The organism is Hymenobacter jeollabukensis, from assembly GCF_005771675.1.
GTDB classification, from domain to species: Bacteria; Bacteroidota; Bacteroidia; order Cytophagales; family Hymenobacteraceae; genus Solirubrum; species Solirubrum jeollabukense.
Genome location: NZ_VAJM01000010.1, coordinates 46,511 through 62,883, shown reverse-complemented (window position 1 = coordinate 62,883; position 16,373 = coordinate 46,511). Strand labels below are relative to the sequence as shown.

At 63.7% G+C, this 16,373-nt stretch carries 15 protein-coding genes; 4 read left to right on the top strand and 11 right to left on the bottom strand.

Features of this window, described 5'->3' with window-relative positions:
* Window positions 1-57: 57 nt before the first annotated feature.
* From FDY95_RS18455 to FDY95_RS18440, 4 genes are all read right to left on the bottom strand, one after another.
* Entirely contained in the window at window positions 58-1,122 is a 1,065-nt protein-coding gene (locus FDY95_RS18455; protein WP_138080006.1) for a fatty acid desaturase family protein, read from the bottom strand.
* A gap of 296 nt (window positions 1,123-1,418) precedes the next feature.
* Window positions 1,419-1,679, bottom strand: a complete 261-nt coding sequence (locus tag FDY95_RS18450) for a hypothetical protein (RefSeq protein WP_138080005.1) — start codon at window positions 1,677-1,679, stop codon at window positions 1,419-1,421.
* Between the two features lie 122 nt (window positions 1,680-1,801).
* On the bottom strand, window positions 1,802-2,251 hold the full coding sequence (locus tag FDY95_RS18445; RefSeq protein WP_138080004.1) for a hypothetical protein: 450 nt from the start codon (window positions 2,249-2,251) through the stop codon (window positions 1,802-1,804).
* A 270-nt stretch (window positions 2,252-2,521) separates the two neighbouring features.
* Window positions 2,522-3,598 carry a fatty acid desaturase family protein gene (locus FDY95_RS18440; RefSeq protein WP_138080003.1) on the bottom strand — a complete coding sequence of 359 codons (1,077 nt, stop codon included), beginning with the start codon at window positions 3,596-3,598 and terminating at the stop codon, window positions 2,522-2,524.
* 223 nt (window positions 3,599-3,821) lie between these two features.
* Here FDY95_RS18440 and FDY95_RS18435 point away from each other — a divergent pair, with 223 nt between their 5' ends.
* Entirely contained in the window at window positions 3,822-4,322 is a 501-nt protein-coding gene (locus FDY95_RS18435) for a hypothetical protein (protein ID WP_138080002.1), read from the top strand.
* The gene (locus FDY95_RS18430) at window positions 4,312-4,512 is read left to right on the top strand and encodes a helix-turn-helix transcriptional regulator (protein ID WP_138080001.1); all 201 of its coding nucleotides are present in this window, start codon (window positions 4,312-4,314) and stop codon (window positions 4,510-4,512) included. The genes FDY95_RS18435 and FDY95_RS18430 overlap by 11 nt, the downstream gene beginning before the upstream one ends.
* Window positions 4,513-4,611: 99 nt before the next feature.
* On the opposite strand, the gene FDY95_RS18425 is transcribed toward FDY95_RS18430, so the two are convergent.
* Complete coding sequence (locus FDY95_RS18425) at window positions 4,612-5,844, bottom strand: DUF3298 and DUF4163 domain-containing protein (protein WP_138080000.1); 1,233 nt, start codon at window positions 5,842-5,844, stop codon at window positions 4,612-4,614.
* Between the two features lie 231 nt (window positions 5,845-6,075).
* On the opposite strand from FDY95_RS18425, the gene FDY95_RS18420 reads away from it, so the two are divergent.
* Window positions 6,076-6,963 (top strand): alpha/beta fold hydrolase, encoded by an 888-nt coding sequence (locus FDY95_RS18420; RefSeq protein ID WP_138079999.1) that lies wholly within the window; start codon window positions 6,076-6,078, stop codon window positions 6,961-6,963.
* Between the two features lie 120 nt (window positions 6,964-7,083).
* Here the strand turns inward: FDY95_RS18420 and FDY95_RS18415 are convergent, their stop codons facing one another.
* The 6 genes from FDY95_RS18415 to tsaD all read right to left on the bottom strand — a co-directional run bounded on the left by FDY95_RS18415 (window position 7,084) and on the right by tsaD (window position 11,460).
* Window positions 7,084-7,578 carry an HNH endonuclease gene (locus FDY95_RS18415; RefSeq protein WP_138079998.1) on the bottom strand — a complete coding sequence of 165 codons (495 nt, stop codon included), beginning with the start codon at window positions 7,576-7,578 and terminating at the stop codon, window positions 7,084-7,086.
* Window positions 7,579-7,956: 378 nt separating this feature from the next.
* A complete protein-coding gene (locus tag FDY95_RS18410; protein WP_246074073.1) occupies window positions 7,957-8,760 on the bottom strand; it encodes a C40 family peptidase in 804 nt (267 codons plus the stop codon).
* 167 nt (window positions 8,761-8,927) lie between these two features.
* A complete protein-coding gene (gene smpB, locus FDY95_RS18405) occupies window positions 8,928-9,398 on the bottom strand; it encodes an SsrA-binding protein SmpB (RefSeq protein WP_138079997.1) in 471 nt (156 codons plus the stop codon).
* A gap of 84 nt (window positions 9,399-9,482) precedes the next feature.
* Entirely contained in the window at window positions 9,483-9,890 is a 408-nt protein-coding gene (locus FDY95_RS18400; protein ID WP_138079996.1) for a thioesterase family protein, read from the bottom strand.
* A 65-nt stretch (window positions 9,891-9,955) separates the two neighbouring features.
* Complete coding sequence (locus tag FDY95_RS18395) at window positions 9,956-10,360, bottom strand: Imm50 family immunity protein (RefSeq protein WP_138079995.1); 405 nt, start codon at window positions 10,358-10,360, stop codon at window positions 9,956-9,958.
* 83 nt (window positions 10,361-10,443) lie between these two features.
* Window positions 10,444-11,460, bottom strand: a complete 1,017-nt coding sequence (gene tsaD / locus FDY95_RS18390; RefSeq protein WP_138079994.1) for a tRNA (adenosine(37)-N6)-threonylcarbamoyltransferase complex transferase subunit TsaD — start codon at window positions 11,458-11,460, stop codon at window positions 10,444-10,446.
* Window positions 11,461-11,734: 274 nt separating this feature from the next.
* Here tsaD and FDY95_RS18385 point away from each other — a divergent pair, with 274 nt between their 5' ends.
* The gene (locus FDY95_RS18385; RefSeq protein WP_138079993.1) at window positions 11,735-16,315 is read left to right on the top strand and encodes a translocation/assembly module TamB domain-containing protein; all 4,581 of its coding nucleotides are present in this window, start codon (window positions 11,735-11,737) and stop codon (window positions 16,313-16,315) included.
* Window positions 16,316-16,373: the final 58 nt, after the last annotated feature.

The following is a 16,373-nucleotide window of genomic DNA, read 5'->3' as shown; positions in this document are numbered from 1 at the left end:
GCACAAAAAACGGCCGACGCAAGCGCCGGCCGTCTGTAATCGGGAATGCGAAGCAGGCTAGGCCCGGCCCATCTGGCGCAGGAACAGCACGTGCGACAGCACGGCCGAGCGCATGCGCGGAAATTCGTTGTAGGCCACGTCGAATTCCTGACACACCTGCTTGATAATCTTGTTGATGGCCGGGTAGTGCACGTGCGAGATTTTGGGAAACAGGTGGTGCTCCACCTGGAAATTCAGCCCGCCCACCAGCCAGCTGATGACGCGGTTCTGGGTGGCGAAGTTGGCCGTGGTCTTGATCTGGTGAATGGCCCACTCGTCGTCCATTTTGAGGGTGGCCTCGTTGGGCATGGGGAAGGCCGTGTGCTCCACAGTGTGGGCCAATTGGAATACCAGGCTCAGCACGAAGCCGGCTACGCAGGTAACGGTGGCGAAACCGACCAGCCAGGGCAGAAACCCGAGCATGTAGATGGGCAGGGCCACGTAGGTCACCAGGTTCAGCACCTTGAAGCCCCAGAACACCAGATGGTCGCTCAGGGCCATTTTCTTCAGCTCCACGCTCCCGACTTTCTGCTTGAAGTACTTCTGGTAGTCCATCACGAAAATCCAGGAGATGTAGAGCATGCAGTACAGAAACCAGAAGTACAGGTGCTGAAAGCGGTGCAGGCGGTAGCGCTTCTGGGTGCTGCTCAGGCGCATCCAGGGCTGCACGTCGATGTCGTCGTCGATGCCGTCGATGTTGGTGTAGGCGTGGTGCACCACGTTGTGCTTCATGTTCCACATGAAGGACGAGCCGCCGAGCACGTTCAGGGTGAAGGCGGCGAAGTGGTTCAGCCACTTGTGGCGCGAGAAGGAGCCGTGGGCCCCGTCGTGCATCACATTGAAACCGATGGCGGCAATGAAGCCCCCGAGCAGCACGGCTTCGAGCAGGGCCAGGGCCACGGGCGGGGTGAAAAAAACCAGGTGCACATACAGGGCTACGCCGGCCAGCACCAGCAGCACGGCCTTGGAGAGCAGGCCCGAGCTACCGGCGGTGGATTTGCCCGTTTCTTCGAAGTGGAGACTGATGCGGCGTTTAAGCTCGGCGTGGAAGGACCGCGAGGCGGCGAATTTGGGGAGTGACATTCGGCAAGGATGATGCGCCCCGGCCGCCATACGGCGCCGAAGCCGGGCCGAAGAACCCCTCCGACGATAGGTCGCAGCTCCAGCGGCAGCGTTTCTGCCGCGAGTTACGCTTATTCCAACGGCGCGACTGGTCGTCTGGTTCAGCGGCGCCGGCCCGCTCCGACGGCCCCGCTTGAAAAGCTGCCTGCCCAGCCTTACAGTCCGGTTTATAGCGAAAAACTATTTTTTAATACTACCGGCGGAAATACAAGTCAACATCGGAAAGTATCATGGAGTTATCGGCCAGGCCGCGCCGGTTATCCTTCGTCCACGGTGGTCGTGTGGGTGATGGGGAAGCCGGCTGCCTGCAGCGCGTCTTTAATGGTGGGCCACTCCGGCTCGGCGCCGGTAGCCGAAGCCACCACGGCCTCGCCGGGCGCCACGCGGTCGACGAGCAGCTGGTGCTGTTGCAGCAGCGTCCGCACGGTTACCAGGCCAGCGTCGTCGGTCATGGCGGGCAGGGCGAGGTGGTAGCGGATGAGCTGGGTGTTGTTGGCGGTAGAATCAGGAGTCAGCATGGCGAACAGTGGGTAGCACAACCGAACCGGGCGTCCGGCTTCCCACTTTTAATACTGCCCCGTCGTCAGACGGTTATTGTCCAGCTGTCAAGCAGAGGCTTCCAGGATTTGAGCGTAGGCGCCTAGAGCGCCTGCCGCCACCGCAATGCCTGATCAAGTCCCAGGCTGCCGAGCACGACTACGGCCATCGGCACGACCACATACAGCAAAGGCCCGCCCAGGCCTTGCTGCTGCCGGTTGCGGATAACCAAGTCCAGATTTTTGCCCAGCACCAGGAGAAAGTTGAACAGAAAGGCCAGGACCAGGATGCCCGCGCCGTGTTGGTCGGCGGAACTACCGACGACAAAATCCAGGGCAACTACCGAGAAGTTGGCGAAAAACCCCAGGCCGGCATTATAAATCAGGGTCTTCCTGAGCGACCAGCGCAGCCACTCGGTCTGCACGTACCACAGATAAGTCGCCAACACAAAAGGGGCCGCTATCCAGATGGGCCCCGCCAGCATCAGCACCAAAAAGGGCGACCATAGAACGATGGCGTTGCGTTTCCGTTGGGAGGACGGAAGAGTATACATGGACCGCTGAGGTTGAGTATAAAACAACCACAAAATGCTGTACAACGCAACGCTACCGCCGGGCCGTCACCCTCACGACGACCAGGCCGTAGCCGCAGCAATAAGCTGCAAGCTCCGGCACTCGGAAACCGTTTGCCAGCATTGGCAGCGGACAAAGCAGCTACCCGGTTGCAGTAATTTTCGGCTGACGACGGCAACTAAAAAGCGCTGCCCCTGCTCCGGAAACGGGCAAGGGCAACGCTTTTTAATAGCGAACCAGATTCTACGCGACTACGCGGCGCGGCCCAGCTGGCGCAGGAACAGCACGTGCGACAGCACGGCCGAGCGCATGCGCGGGAATTCGTTGTAGACCACGTCGAATTCGGCGCAGGCCTGCTTGATAATCTTGTTGATGGCCGGGTAGTGCACGTGCGAAATTTTCGGGAACAGGTGGTGCTCCACCTGGAAGTTCAGCCCGCCCAGCAGCCAGGTTACCAGCTTGTTGTTGGTGGCGAAGTTAGCGGTGGTCTTCAGCTGATGCACGGCCCACTCGTCTTCCATGCTGTAGGTTTCCTTGTTGAGCACGGGGAAGGTGGCGGGCTCCACGGTGTGAGCCAGCTGGAACACCAAGCTCAGCGAGAAGCCGGCCACGGCGGCAAAAATCAGGAAGCCGACCACCCAGGAAACGAAGCCGACGGTGTAGATGGGCAGGGCCACGAACAGCGCCAGATAGAGCACCTTGAAGCCCCAGAACGTGAGCTGGTCGCGCCAGGTCATCTTCTTGAGCGGCACCGAGCCGATGGCGCCCTTGAAGTATTTCTGGTAGTCCATCATCACCACCCAGGCCAAGTAGAACAGCGCGTAGAGAAACCAGAAGTACAGGTGCTGGTAGCGGTGCAGGGCACGGCGCGGCTGCGTCTCGCTCAGGCGCAGCCAGGGCTGCGCGTCGATGTCGTCGTCCACCCCGTCGATGTTGGTGTACATGTGGTGGATCAGGTTGTGCTTCATGTTCCACATAAAGCTGTTGCCGCCGAACACGTTCAGGGTGAAGGCGGCGGTCTGATTCAGCCACTCGTGCTTGGAGAAGGAGCCGTGCGACCCGTCGTGCATCACGTTGAAGCCGATGGCCGCCCCTACCCCACCCATCAGCACGCACTCCAGGATGGCCCAGGCGGTGGGCGGCGTGAAGAACACGAGGTGGACGTAAAGAAACAGCAGCGCGCCGGTGAGCAGGGCCGCTTTGGTGAAGAGCGTGGCGTTGCCGGTCGGGGCCTTGCCGGCCTGCTCGAAGTACTCGTTGACGCGGCGCTTCAGCTCGTAGTGAAAGGACTCTTTCTGCCGGACGGCGGCAAACTTGGGTACGGACATGCGGGTGGGTAAACGGTATGGTCGGCAAAGGTACGGCGCAAAGCCGGCTAAAGCCGTGAGCGGCTGCCGGATTGCCCGGCTGATCTTGCTCAGCTGCCGCATGGCGACGCCCAGCCGGTAGCTATGCCATACGCCGCCCGGCGCCGACACGTTCCCAACAGCAGCAACAATCAGTGTACCGCATGTAAAGAATACTTGACTTTATGTAAAACAAAGTTTACACTTGCCCTGTACCTTAATCGTGACCATCATGGATACGCGCTTCCTCTTCCCGCACCGCTACAAGGCCGTCGGCTGGGTACTTTTTGCGGCCGGCGTGGTGCTGGGCGTGCTCTACCTGCACTTCGACTGGAAACCCGCGGCGCTGACCCTGCAGCTCCCGGCAGTGCTCAACCCAAGTCCGCTGCTGGCGGAAGCGGGCAAGCCCACGCTGCACAACTTTCTGCCCGAGCTGAGCGGCGTGCTCTGCATAGCCGGCGCCCTGCTGGCCGCCTGCTCCCGCGAGCGGCAGGAGGATGAATTCATCATGCGCCTGCGCCTGGACGCCCTGCTCTGGGCGCTCTACGTCAACTACGCCCTGCTGGCCCTGGCCCTGGTGCTGACCTACGACGAGCTGTTTTTCACCCTGATGGTTTACAGCATGTTCACGCCGTTGGTGCTGTTTCTGCTGCGCTTTCACTACGCCCTCTACCGCGCCAGCCGCGCCGCCCGCTATGCTGAATAAGCTGAAGCTGGCCCGCGTGGCCCTGGGCCTCACACAGGAAGACGTAGCCCGCCGCATCGGCGTGAGCCGGCAGACCGTCAACGCAATGGAACAGGCCAAGTACGTACCTTCCACGGTGCTGGCACTGAAAGTAGCGCGGCTGTTCGGTAAGCCGGTGGAGGAGCTGTTTATCCTGGAAGCGGAAGACTAAACGGCTGCCTCCCCCGCTGCCGCAGCTTTGCGCAGCCAAAACGGCCCCGCTACCCGGTGCATTCCAGGGCGGCGGGGCCGTTCGAGCGTCAGGCCCAGGCTACTGCGGGCCGGCCATGTCGGCGGCGGTGCCTACGGGCAGGTCGGGCTGTAGCAGGGGGCGTAGCTCGGAGAAGGGCAGAAACAGGCGGATTTCGCCCTGGGCGAACGAGGCAATTTCGTAGGGCGAGTACACGAACACGGCCCCGCCGCTGGTCAGGTACACGTTGTGGGTAGCGGGCAGGTGCGGCACAAACAGCGGGCCTTCGAGCGGGGCATTCGGGGCGAGACGCAGCTGCCGGCGGGCGGCCCGGTCGAGCAGGGCCACCAGCTGAGGTTTGGCTTCGGGCCGGAAGATGGCCTCGTAGGGCAACGGGCGGCCGGTACGGGTGTCGTAGCTGACCACCCGGGTACCGTAGCTGCCGTGGGCGCCGCCGGTGTAGCCGTAGCTGAAGTAGCCGATGCTCAGCAGCGGGGCCTGATTCCAGTACACGTGCATCAGCTGTTGCTCGTCGTAGCGCAGGGCGTAGCCGGGCAAGGAGTCGCCGGCCATGTCCTGCTGCCGCTCCCCGGCGTCGAGGCGGTAATCCTTAGCGTAGGCGGCCAAGCGCTGCTGCCACAGCTCGTCCAGGGCCGGGGCGGGCTGGTTTTCGAGGGTGTCGCCGCGCAGGTGGCGCAGCAGGTTGTCGCGCAGCAGGCCGGTGGCCAGGCCCGCGGGCTGCAGGGCCAGCAGCCGCAGCTGGGCGTGGGGCGAGCCGGCCCGGCTGGGAAAGGCGGCCACCGAGTCGGCGTAGAACTTCGAAATCAGCTGCAGGCTGCCCAGGGGCCGGGCTTCGCGCAGGCGCACGGGCTGGCCGTTCACGGTGCCCGTCAGCTCCCGGCCCTGCCGGTGCAGGCGCCACACCGGGCCGCTCTGCGCCCCTTCGGCCAGGTGCTCGGGGTTGTAGTCGATGAGCACCAGCGAATCGGGGGCGTGGCGGATGCCGTAGTCGCCGTTGAGGTCGAAGGGCTGCCCGTCGGGCCCGGCGTAGCTGCCCGTCACCCCGGCCGACTCCGAGTCGTTGGTGAAGCGCGGCCAGGCCTGCAGCTGCAGCGTGATGCTGTCGGCGGCGCCGGGCAGCAGGCCGCGGTACTGCCGGTACCAGGCCCCGGGCGAATCGGCGGGGGCGGCGGCTGGGCGGGTGGTGGCGGGCGGCGCGGTCGGGTCGGTGGTGGCGGAGTCGTTCTGCCGGGAGTTGCAGGCGGTCAGCAAAGCCAGCAGCAGGGCGGTGCGGAAAAGGCGGGGAAGGCTCATAGGCAAGGATGGCGGCAACTAAACGGCCAACGCCCCGTCGACCATTCCTGTCGGGCTATACGGAGCATGGCGCAAAAAATTTATCGGCCGCGCGGCTTCGTTCACCGCTGCTTAGCTGGAATTGGTGGCCTGATTGGCCAATATGGCCTTTTTGCTACGTTCGGCGGCGCGAAACCACGGCCGGGATTTGCAAGTATGCCTGGTATAAATCCAACCACAACCAACCACACCATGAGCTTTATCAAAGCGGGCCAGGACGCCCAAGGCAAGGACATCAATATCTTCTACCAGGACTGGGGCCAGGGCGACCCGGTGGTGCTCATCCACGGCTGGCCCGCCGACCACCAGATGTGGGAGCATCAGTCGCACAGCCTGGCCCACTACGGCAAGCGCGTCATTGCCTACGACCGGCGCGGCTTCGGCAAATCCGACAAGCCCTGGGGCAGCTACGACTACGACGTGCTGGCCGACGACCTGAAAGCCATCCTCGACGGGCTGAACCTACAGAACGTGACGCTGGTGGGCTTTTCGATGGGCGGCGGCGAAGTGGCCCGCTACATGAGCCGCCACGGCGGCGCCCGCGTGAGCCGGGTGGCCCTGGTATCGGCCGTGACGCCCTACCTGCTCAAAACCGACGACAACCCCGACGGCGTGCCGCAGAAGGAGTTCGACAAAATCATCGAGGGCCTGCGCAAGGACCGCCCCGACTTCCTGCAAACCTTCGGCAAGCAGTTCTACGGCGTGGGCGTCATCAGCCACCCCGTCAGCCAGGCCACCCTCGACTGGATGCAGATGCTGTGCCTGCCGGCCGCCCCGCACGCCACCGAGGAGTGCGCCAAGGCATTCAGCTCCACCGATTTCCGCCAGGACGTACGCAGCATCAAGGTGCCCACGCTCATCATCCACGGCACCGACGACCAGACCGTGCCCATCAAATCCAGCGGCGACAAGACGGCCGAGCTGCTGCCCCAGGCCACCTACATCCGCTACGACGGCGAGCCGCACGGTCTCTTCATCACCGCCAAGGACCGCCTGACCCAGGACCTGCTGGACTTCAGTAACGGCGCGGCCCTCGGCGGCGACAACCGCTCCACCACCGAGCGGGAGCCGCTGGTGTAAACTGCCCCATACTGAACCAAACCGGCCCGTCAGATATGTCTGTCGGGCCGGTTTGGTGTTGGAAATGTCCGTAATCCTGAGCGCACAAAAAAACCGGAGCAGCTGACGCTACGCCGGTTTTCAGTTTAGATACGCGTGCCAGGTCTGGTCGATGCTGCCGGCACTGAGCTTGAGGAAACTCGAGAGGGTAGGCTTCCTGGGCTTCTGCCTGACGACGAGGCCGGCTTCTTCGGGGGTGCGGTGGCCCTTGGAGTGGTTGCAGCGGGCGCAGGCCGTGAGCAGGTTGCCCCAGCTGGAGTCGCCGCCCCGGCTGCGGGGCAGCACGTGGTCGAGGGTGAGGTTTTTGGTCGAGCCGCAGTACTGGCACTGGAATCCGTCGCGCTTCATGATGTTGTGGCGGCTGAGGGCAATGCCCTTGTAAGGCACGCGCACGTAGCGCTGCAGCTTGATGATGCTGGGTTTGGGGTACGCCATGCTGACGGTACGCAGGAAAGCCCCTTCCTTGTTGGCAATCAGCTCGGCTTTGTCGAGGTAAAGCAACACGAAGGCCTTCTGTACGCTGCACAGGGTAATGGCAGTATAGTCGCCATTGAGCACAAGCACTTTTTGATCCATACGGGCGGTGGTGTAAACGGCCGGAACTAGCGGTAAGCTAGGGGATTCCAGCTGATTTAGCAACCACGGCAGCAGGGGCTTGGTTCAAATCGAGAAGCGGGCCGAGGGGCTCTGGCACAAGCCAGCGGTAGCACCGGCCGTCATTGCGAGCGAAGCGCGGCAACCGTAGGAAGGCGTAGCCAATCCTTCCTCTCGCGGCACGACGGCCTAACTGGCAGAAGCCGAAAACGGCACCGCCCGAAACTGGCCTCTGCAGGTTCGGGCGGTGTAGTTTTCGGTCAGCAGGTATTGTACCGTTTGTGCTACTGGAGGAAAGATTGGCTACGCCTTCCTACGGTTGCCGCGCTTCGCTCGCAATGACGGCAGGGTGAACCGCCGCTACTCGGGCAGCAGGCGCTTGATCAGGCGCAGCTTGTGAGTGTATTTCTGCCGCTGGCGGTTGTAGATGCCGTTGTGGTCGAGCGGGTCGATGCGGACTTCGCCGCTGGCGTGCAGAATCTGCTGGTCCTCCAGCAGCATGCCCACGTGGGTGATGTTGCCCTCGGCGTTGTCGAAGAAGGCCAGGTCGCCGGGCTGGGTCTGGGCCACGAAGTGCACGATGCGGCCGTGGTCGATTTGCTGGCGGGCGTCGCGCGGGAGCTGCACCCCGATGAGGCCGTAGAGCTGCTGCATCAGGCCCGAGCAGTCGACGCCGAAGAGCGTGCGGCCGCCCCAGAGGTAGGGAGCTTTCAGAAACAGCTGCCCGGCTTTGAGCAGCAGGGCGGTGCGCTTGTCGGTGGGGCCCTGCAGGCCGTGGCCGTTGGCGGGGTTGGTGGCCGCGCCGTTGTAGAAGTAAGTGTCGTCGCCGAGGCGCAGGGTCATGCCGTCGAAAAACGGCAGGCGGGCGCCCAGGGTGATGGGCACGCGCACCTTGGCGTGGCTCACGACCTGCACCACGTCGAGGCTGCGCGGGTGGTCCTGGGCCTGCCAGGCCGCCAGGTACTCGGCCGATACGGGCTGGTGCTGCTTGGGGTCCATCCAGCCCACGTAGTTGTCGGCCGCGGTGCGGATCTGCTGCCAGTTGCCCTGCACGAGCAGCACGGTGTAACAGTCGCCGAACACCAGCTGGGTAACGATTTCGGCTTTATCCGAAGGTTCGGCGCGCACCGGCACGACGCTCAGGGCGCAAATTCCGTGGTCCAAGACGGTGGAATAGTGAGATGGTGAAATGGTGAGTTGTCGTTCACCACGTGCAAATCGGGCGTTTCGGCCCGTTCACGACTTGAATAATTACGCGAAGCTCCCGCTTAAAACGCAGCCCGCCAAACATCCGGTTCAAAACGCCCCATTTCACCAGGTCACCAGCTCGCCTAGTACTGGTTCCGGTCCAGCTCGCGCTTGGCGTCGCGGGCTTTCATGTCCTCGCGCTTGTCGAAGAGCTTCTTGCCCTTGGCCAGGGCAATTTCCACCTTTGCAAAGCCCCGCTCGCCGATGAAAATGCGCAAGGGAATGATGGTTAGGCCCTGCTCCTGGCTTTTGTCCTGCAGCTGGCGCATTTCCTTTTTGGTGAGCAGCAGCTGGCGCGCCCGAGTGGGCTCGTGGTTGTTGTAGGTGCCCTGGGTGTACTGGGCGATGGTCACGCCGTGCAGCCACAAGGTGCCGTCGGCCCCGAAGGTGCAGTAGCCGTCGGTGATGTTGCCGTTGCCGGTGCGCAGGCTCTTGATTTCGGTGCCCACCAGCACCATGCCGGCGGTGTACTTGACGAGGAAGGAGTATTCGTAGCCCGCGCGGCGGTTCTGGATGTTGATGCTGCGCGGGGTGGTTTCTTTGGCTTTAGCCATGATTCAGGTCGGGAGTCGCGGGGAAAGAAAGCAGCGGGCGGCGGGACGGCCGGCGTTGCCCGGGGTAAGATAACGGGGCGGGGCTCAGTCGGCGGCGCGCAGGGCGGCAAAGCGGGCTTCGAGCCTGGCTTTATCCACGATGCGCTGGCCGGTGCGGCCGGTGGCCACCAGCCGCGCGCCCACCCGGGCTTCTACGGTGCAGGTCAGCTCGCGGCCACTGAGGGCGGCAAAGGTAGCAGTCAGCACCACGGTTTCGCCCTCGAAGGCCGGGGCGTGGTGCTGCACCTCCACCATCGTACCGATGCCCTCCTCCCCTGCCTCGCGCATTTGCAGCACGAACAGGCGCCCGGCCCACTCCATTTCGCGCGTCAGGGCGAAGGTGCTCAGCACCGGGTGCACCAGCTCGCCGCCGGCCTCGAACGTGGCGAAGTCGGCGGGCACGACGGTGTAGCGGTGGGTTTGCTGGGCGCCGGGGCGGAAGGGGTTGGTCATATCAGAACGTCATGCGGAGCGCAGTCGAAGCCCCGGCTTCCTTGTGAAGGAGCAGAATGCCTCAGTTACAAAACAACCAAACTTAACACCAAGACTTCATCTGCAACAATGGTGGCCTTCATACCCGACGAGGACACAAAGAAGGCCGCGAGGGCACCGCCACGCTCTTCAAACCACAATTCTTCCAGCGCATTCTGCACTCCAAAATTTGCAAATGACCATTCCTGAACGCCCGTGAACTGCAACTCAATTCGACACGGTTTAGGATGGTCGGGCGGGGTACCACCGACGTAGTGTATATTCCTGTCGGGTTCCAACACGGCCGTAACCGAATAGCGGCCGGTGGTGTGGGTTTCAAAAATCACTTTGGTTACCTCGGCTGCGTGGAAAGTCGGCCAATGCCCGAAGTGATGGTAGACTATTTCATGATTAACGATTTGCCTGATTGCGGCCTCCCAAGTGTTATCCATAAACTGATTCTAAATCGTCATGCGAAAGCACACGAAGCGGTAGAGATGCTTCGACTGCGCTCCGCATGACGTTCTGATAAATCCTACACCAGCTTCAGCCGCGGGTCGGGGCTGGCCAGCTGATCGGCAAAGTCCCCGGCCTGGTACTGAAAGTGCGCCGTCATGGCAATCATGCCGGCGTTGTCGGTGCAGTACTGGAAGGCGGGGATGAACACCTGCCAGCCCAGCTCCTGCGAGAGGCGCTGCAGCTCGGCGCGCAGGCCGGAGTTGGCCGCCACGCCGCCGGCAATGGCAATGTTGGTGAGGCCGTAGTCCTTGGCGGCGCGGCGCAGCTGGCGGATCAGCGTCTGCAGAATGGTGTGCTGGATGCTGGCGCAGAGGTCTGCCAGGTTTTCCTCGATGAACTTCGGGTTCTGCTGGGTCTGCTGGCGCAGGAAGTACATCACGGCCGTTTTCACCCCGCTGAAGCTGAAGTCGTAGCCAGGCATCTGGTTCACCGGGAACGGGAAGCGCAGCGGGTCGCCCTGCTGGGCCAGCTTGTCGAGGCGGGGGCCGCCGGGGTACGGCAGGCCCAGCAGTTTGGCCGTCTTGTCGAAGGCTTCGCCGGCGGCGTCGTCCTGAGTCTGGCCGATGATTTCCATATCCATCGGGCTGCGCACGATGACCAGCTGGGTGTGTCCGCCGCTGACGGTGAGACACAGGATGGGAAAGGCCGGCCGCGGCTCCTCGATGAAGTGCGCCAGAATGTGGGCCCGCATGTGGTTGACGGCCAGCAGCGGCTTGTTCAGGGCCAGCGCGAAGCTCTTGGCGAACATGCTGCCGACCAGCAGGGAGCCCAACAGCCCGGGGCCCTGGGTGAAGGCCACCGCGTCGAGGTCTTCCTTACTGATGCCGGCTTTGGTGAGGGCGGCCTGCACCACCGGCAGGATATGCTGCTGGTGGGCGCGGGAGGCCAGCTCGGGCACCACGCCGCCGAATTGCTCGTGAACCTGCTGGGAGGCCACCACGTTGGCCAGAATATTGCCCCCGGCAATGACGGCCGCCCCGGTGTCGTCGCACGACGACTCGATGGCCAGAATGATGGGACTTTGTTTAGACATGAGAAGTGAGAAGTGAGAAGTGAGACGGACGTCACGCACTTCTTTGGACATGAGCGTTTGCAACATGAGATGTAAAACGGATGTATCGTTCAACGGCTTCGTTGCTGACATCCATCTCGCTTCTCATGTCTCAAAGTCCCATGTCTAACACAGATTAGCTTTTTTTGCAGAATATCCGTTGGGTCGGGGCGTATAAGCATCCATCCCGGCGGCGTTTACGTCTTCGTGCCGGGGCGTATTGCGTCCGACTCGTTTTTCCTCCGCCCCAACCAGCGTGCAAGTTATAAAGGTCATCCTGAAGGTCCTGCTCGGGCTCGTGCTGCTGCTGGCGCTGCTGCTCGGGGCGGCCGTGCTGGCCCTGCGCGTGCCGGCGGTGCAGACGGCGGTGGCCCAGCGCGCGGCCGAAATACTCTCCGACAAGCTGGAGCAGCCCGTCAGCATCGGCCGCGTCGACATCCGGCCCTTCACCAAGGTGGTGCTGGAGCGGGTGCAGGTGCTCGACAAGCGCGGCGGCAACCTGTTCTACATCGGCGAGCTGGAAGCGGATGTCAGCACCTTCTCGGTCTTTTCGCCCAACAAGCTCTACCTCAGCAAAGTTACCCTCACGGAGCCGCGCTTCGAGCTGGTGACCTACCCGAACTCGCCCAACCAGGAAACCAACCTCGACGAGTTTCTGACGGCCTTCAAGCGCCTGCTCGGCGAGCCGGACACCACCAAGGTCAGCAAGCCCTTCGACTTCAAGGTGGAGCGCGTGGCCCTGCACAACGCCCGCTTCGTTCTCGACCGCAAAGACGAGCCGCGGGTGCCCGAATACGGCAAGTCGATGGACTACGCCCACATGTACATCGACAGCGTGTACGCCGACCTCTCGCAGATCTGGTTTCGCGGCGACACGATTCACGCCCAGGTCGACGGGCTGCGCGCCATCGACCTGCCATCGAAAACCCGGCTGCGCGAGCTGACGGCCGACATGACCTACGCCAGCAAGTTCTGGCAGTTCGAGAAGCTGAACCTGCGCGTGGGCCGCAGCCAGCTCTCCGATTACGTGCGCTTCGACTACCAGCACTTCATGAACTTCACCGATTTCAACGACTCGGTGAAGGTGACGGCGCGGCTCAAGCCCAGCCGGGTGTACTCCGACGACATTGCCCTCTTCGCCCCGCAGCTCTGGGGCTGGGGTGAGCAAATTGCCCTTTCGGGCGAGGCCAAGGGCTACGTGCGCGACTTCCAGGCCAAAAACCTGGATTTGCGCTACAGCAACGGCGGCACCCACATCATCGGCAACATCACGGCCCAGGGGCTGCCCGAGTGGAAAGAGACCTTTGCCGAGCTGCGCCTGCGGCCGGGCACGGTGGTCAACCCCAAGGACCTGAAGCCGATACTGCCCGCCGCGGTGTGGCCCTACTTTCAGCGGCTGGGCACTGTGACCCTGAACGGCGCCCAATTCCTGGGCTTCTACAACGACTTCGTGGCCAACGGCGACTTCCGCACCCGCCTGGGCAACGTGATGGCCGACGTGAACCTGAAGTTCAAGAACGACCCGCGCAACTCCAGCTACGAGGGCACCGTGCGCACCGCCGGCTTCCAGCTCGGCAAGCTGCTCGGCGACGAATCGGTTATCCGCGACGTGGCCGTGAACGGCAAAGTCGCCGGCGTGGGCTTCGACCTCGACGCGGCCCGCATCAACGCCACGGCCAACATTGCCTCGGTGTGGGTGAAGGGCTACCGCTACCGCAACATCCAGGTGACCAACGGCCGGGTGACGCGCCAGGAATTCGACGGGCGCATCAGCATCAACGACCCGAACCTGCAGATGACCGGCGAGGGCAACGTGAACTGGGGCCGCGGCCGGCAGGCCTTCGACCTGGTGGGCGACGTGCGCCGCGCCGACCTGCGGGCCCTGGGCATCACCAGCCAGCCGCTGGTGCTGAGCACCCAGGCCGACGTGCGCTTCCAGGGCCTGACGCTGGACGAGCTGCTGGGCCGCATCCATTTGCGCGATACCCGCCTGACCATGCAGGGCCGCTCGGTACACCTCGATACGCTCGACCTCCTGGCCACCCGCCGCGAGGGCGAGCGGCTGCTGGCCATGCGCTCGGAAGCCTTCCGCCTGCGGGCCCGCGGCAACTACCAGTTCTCCCAAGTGCTGCGCGACGTGGAGCAGCTCATCGAGGAATACCGCCTGAACTTCGCCGGCGACGCCCGCGCCACCGAGGCCTACTACCGCCGCAAGCGCCGCCAGGCCACGCCCGACTACAACATCAACCTGACGCTGGACCTGAAGCGGCCCAACCCGCTGCTGCACGTGTTCGTGCCCCAGCTCAGCATCAGCGACTCGACGCACGTGGAGGGCTCGTTCCGCAACGGGGCCACCTCCATTCTGCAGCTTACCGGCACGGCCCAGGCCGTGCGCTACGACAGCATCCGGGCCGAGCAGGTCAGCTTTGACCTGTTGACCTCCAAGCTGCCCTATGCCCCCGACGTGCTGGCCCAGGCCAGCGTGACCAGCACCCGGCAGCGCCTGCCGGGCCTGGGCCGCACCGAGCAGTTCTACGTGGAAGGCGTGTGGGACCAGGACAAAATCAACTTCTCCTCCTCGCTGGCCCAAACCGGCACCACCAACCGCGCCCAGATCAACGGGGCGCTGGATTTTCTGCCCAACGCGGTGCAAATCGTGTTCCGGCAGTCGGGCGTGAACCTGCTCGGGCGCGAGTGGACCATTGCCCAGGACAACGCCATCGTCATTGCCGGCGGCGGGCACGAAATCACGGTGCCCAACTTCTCGCTTTCGAACGGCCGGCAGCAGATCCTGGCCACCGGAGAGGTATCGGAGGACCCTACGCGCACCCTGCACCTGGAGGTGAAGGACCTGGAGCTGGCCACCCTCTCGCCGCTGACCAACCAGAACATGCGCGGCCGGGTAAATGCCACCGGCGACGTGCGCGGGGTGTTCGGCCAGCTGGTGTCGGCGGCGCGGCTGACGGTGGATTCGCTGTTTTTCGACAACACGCTCATCGGCAACGTGGCGGGCGTGGCCAACTGGGACAACACGGCCAACCGCCTGGGCACCAACCTCTCCGTGGTGCGCGACGGGCAGAACGTGCTGAGCGTGGCCGGCACCATCGCGCCCACCGGCGCCCCTGAGGACCAGCTGAACCTGACCGGCGTGCTCAACGACGCGCCCATCAAGCTGGCCGAGCCCTTCCTGGCCGGCGTGCTCACCAACCTCGGCGGCACCGGCCGCGGCACGCTGCGCCTCACCGGGCCCTTCTCGGCCCCGTCGCTGCGCGGCACCGTCGACGTGACGAAGGGCCAGCTCACGTTTGCCTACCTGAACACCACCTACACCTTCGAGGACCAGATTCGCTTCTTCGAGGACCGCATGGTGTTCCGCAACATCAAGCTGCGCGATGTGCTCGGCAACCAGGGCACGCTCGACGGCTCGATTTACCACCACGGCTTCAACGACATGCGCCTGGCCCTGAAGGCCAATTTCCGGCGCATGCAGGTGCTCAACACCACCCGCCGCCAGAACGACATGTACTTCGGCACGGCCTACGCCACCGGCGACGCCTCGGTGACCGGGCCCGTCGACAACCTGGTCATTAACGTGCGGGCCCGCAGCGAATCGGGCACCCGCCTCTCGCTGCCGCTCGACAATGCCACCACGGTGCAGCAGGCCAGCTACATCAAGTTCGTGAACCGCAACCTGTCCGACTCGCTGCAGGCCGCCCAGGCCGCCGCCAAGCCGCCGGTGGACCTCTCGGGCATCATCCTGAACGCGACTTTCGACGTGACGCCCGACGCCTACATGGAGGTGATTCTGGACGAAACCACCGGCGACGTGATTCGCGGCTCGGCTACCGGGCAGCTGCGCATGAACATCGATACCCGGGGCGAGTTCAACATGTACGGGCAGCTGGAAGTGGTGCGCGGAGCCTACAACTTCACCCTGGAAGGACTGGTAAACAAGGAGTTTCAGGTACGACCCGGCGGCACGCTCACCTGGAACGGTGACCCGATGCAGGGCCAGATGGACGTGACGGCGGCCTACACCCAGCGCACCTCGCTGGCCCCCATCCTAGGCACGACCAGCGCCGATACCGAGGTCGGCAACGTGTATGCCAGCGTGACGGCCGTGATGCACCTGACCGGCGACATGCTGCTGCCGCGCATTCAGCTCGGGCTGGAGTTCAACGACGCGCCTTCGTCGGTAGAGGGCCCGCTGACCTCCTTCCTCTCCAACATTCGCAACGACGAACAGGAGCTGAACCGGCAGGTATTTTCGCTGCTGCTGTTCCGGCAGCTTACCCAGCCCGGCGGCTTCAACAACGCGGCCCTGACCAGCGGCACCAATGCCGTGCAGAACAGCCTGGGCCAGATCCTCTCGACCCAGCTGGGCCTGCTCACCTCGCAGATCGACCAGAACCTGGAAATTGCCTTCAACCTCGACGGGGTGACCCAGGAGGAGCTGCGCAACCTGCAGGTGCGCCTGAGCTACAGCCTCTTGCAGGGCCGGCTGCGCGTGACGCGCTTCGGCGGCATCAGCAGCAACAACACCACGGGCGTTGGGCCCAACGCCACGCCCACCCAGACCTCGCTGATCGGCGACATCGGGCTGGAGTACTTCCTGCGCCAGGACGGCAAGTTCCGCGTGCGGCTGCGCTACGAAACCACCCCGCGCGACATCGGCGTGCAGAACCAGGCCCGCGCCGGCCTCTCCGTGGTGCACACCGAGCAGTTCGACAACCTCACCGAGCTCTTCGCCCGTAAGCGCCTGCGCCGCCGCGAACAGGCCCGTCGCAAAGCCCGCGAGCAGCTCGTCATCGACGACGACCCGCGCACGGCCCTTTGACGGTGAACTAGTGAGATGGTGAAATAGTGAGTTTCGTTCTGGCAGCCGGAACCGCGCA

What these genes read in the sequence shown, in the direction of transcription:
- tsaD (WP_138079994.1), bottom strand. Translation starts at nt 11,460, where the DNA reads ATGTCTAAACAAAGTCCCATCATTCTGGCCATCGAGTCGTCGTGCGAC.
- FDY95_RS18430 (WP_138080001.1), top strand. Translation starts at nt 4,312, where the DNA reads ATGCTGAATAAGCTGAAGCTGGCCCGCGTGGCCCTGGGCCTCACACAG.
- FDY95_RS18395 (WP_138079995.1), bottom strand. Translation starts at nt 10,360, where the DNA reads ATGGATAACACTTGGGAGGCCGCAATCAGGCAAATCGTTAATCATGAA.
- FDY95_RS18425 (WP_138080000.1), bottom strand. Translation starts at nt 5,844, where the DNA reads ATGAGCCTTCCCCGCCTTTTCCGCACCGCCCTGCTGCTGGCTTTGCTG.
- FDY95_RS18445 (WP_138080004.1), bottom strand. Translation starts at nt 2,251, where the DNA reads ATGTATACTCTTCCGTCCTCCCAACGGAAACGCAACGCCATCGTTCTA.
- FDY95_RS18420 (WP_138079999.1), top strand. Translation starts at nt 6,076, where the DNA reads ATGAGCTTTATCAAAGCGGGCCAGGACGCCCAAGGCAAGGACATCAAT.
- FDY95_RS18450 (WP_138080005.1), bottom strand. Translation starts at nt 1,679, where the DNA reads ATGCTGACTCCTGATTCTACCGCCAACAACACCCAGCTCATCCGCTAC.
- FDY95_RS18415 (WP_138079998.1), bottom strand. Translation starts at nt 7,578, where the DNA reads ATGGATCAAAAAGTGCTTGTGCTCAATGGCGACTATACTGCCATTACC.
- smpB (WP_138079997.1), bottom strand. Translation starts at nt 9,398, where the DNA reads ATGGCTAAAGCCAAAGAAACCACCCCGCGCAGCATCAACATCCAGAAC.
- FDY95_RS18455 (WP_138080006.1), bottom strand. Translation starts at nt 1,122, where the DNA reads ATGTCACTCCCCAAATTCGCCGCCTCGCGGTCCTTCCACGCCGAGCTT.
- FDY95_RS18440 (WP_138080003.1), bottom strand. Translation starts at nt 3,598, where the DNA reads ATGTCCGTACCCAAGTTTGCCGCCGTCCGGCAGAAAGAGTCCTTTCAC.
- FDY95_RS18400 (WP_138079996.1), bottom strand. Translation starts at nt 9,890, where the DNA reads ATGACCAACCCCTTCCGCCCCGGCGCCCAGCAAACCCACCGCTACACC.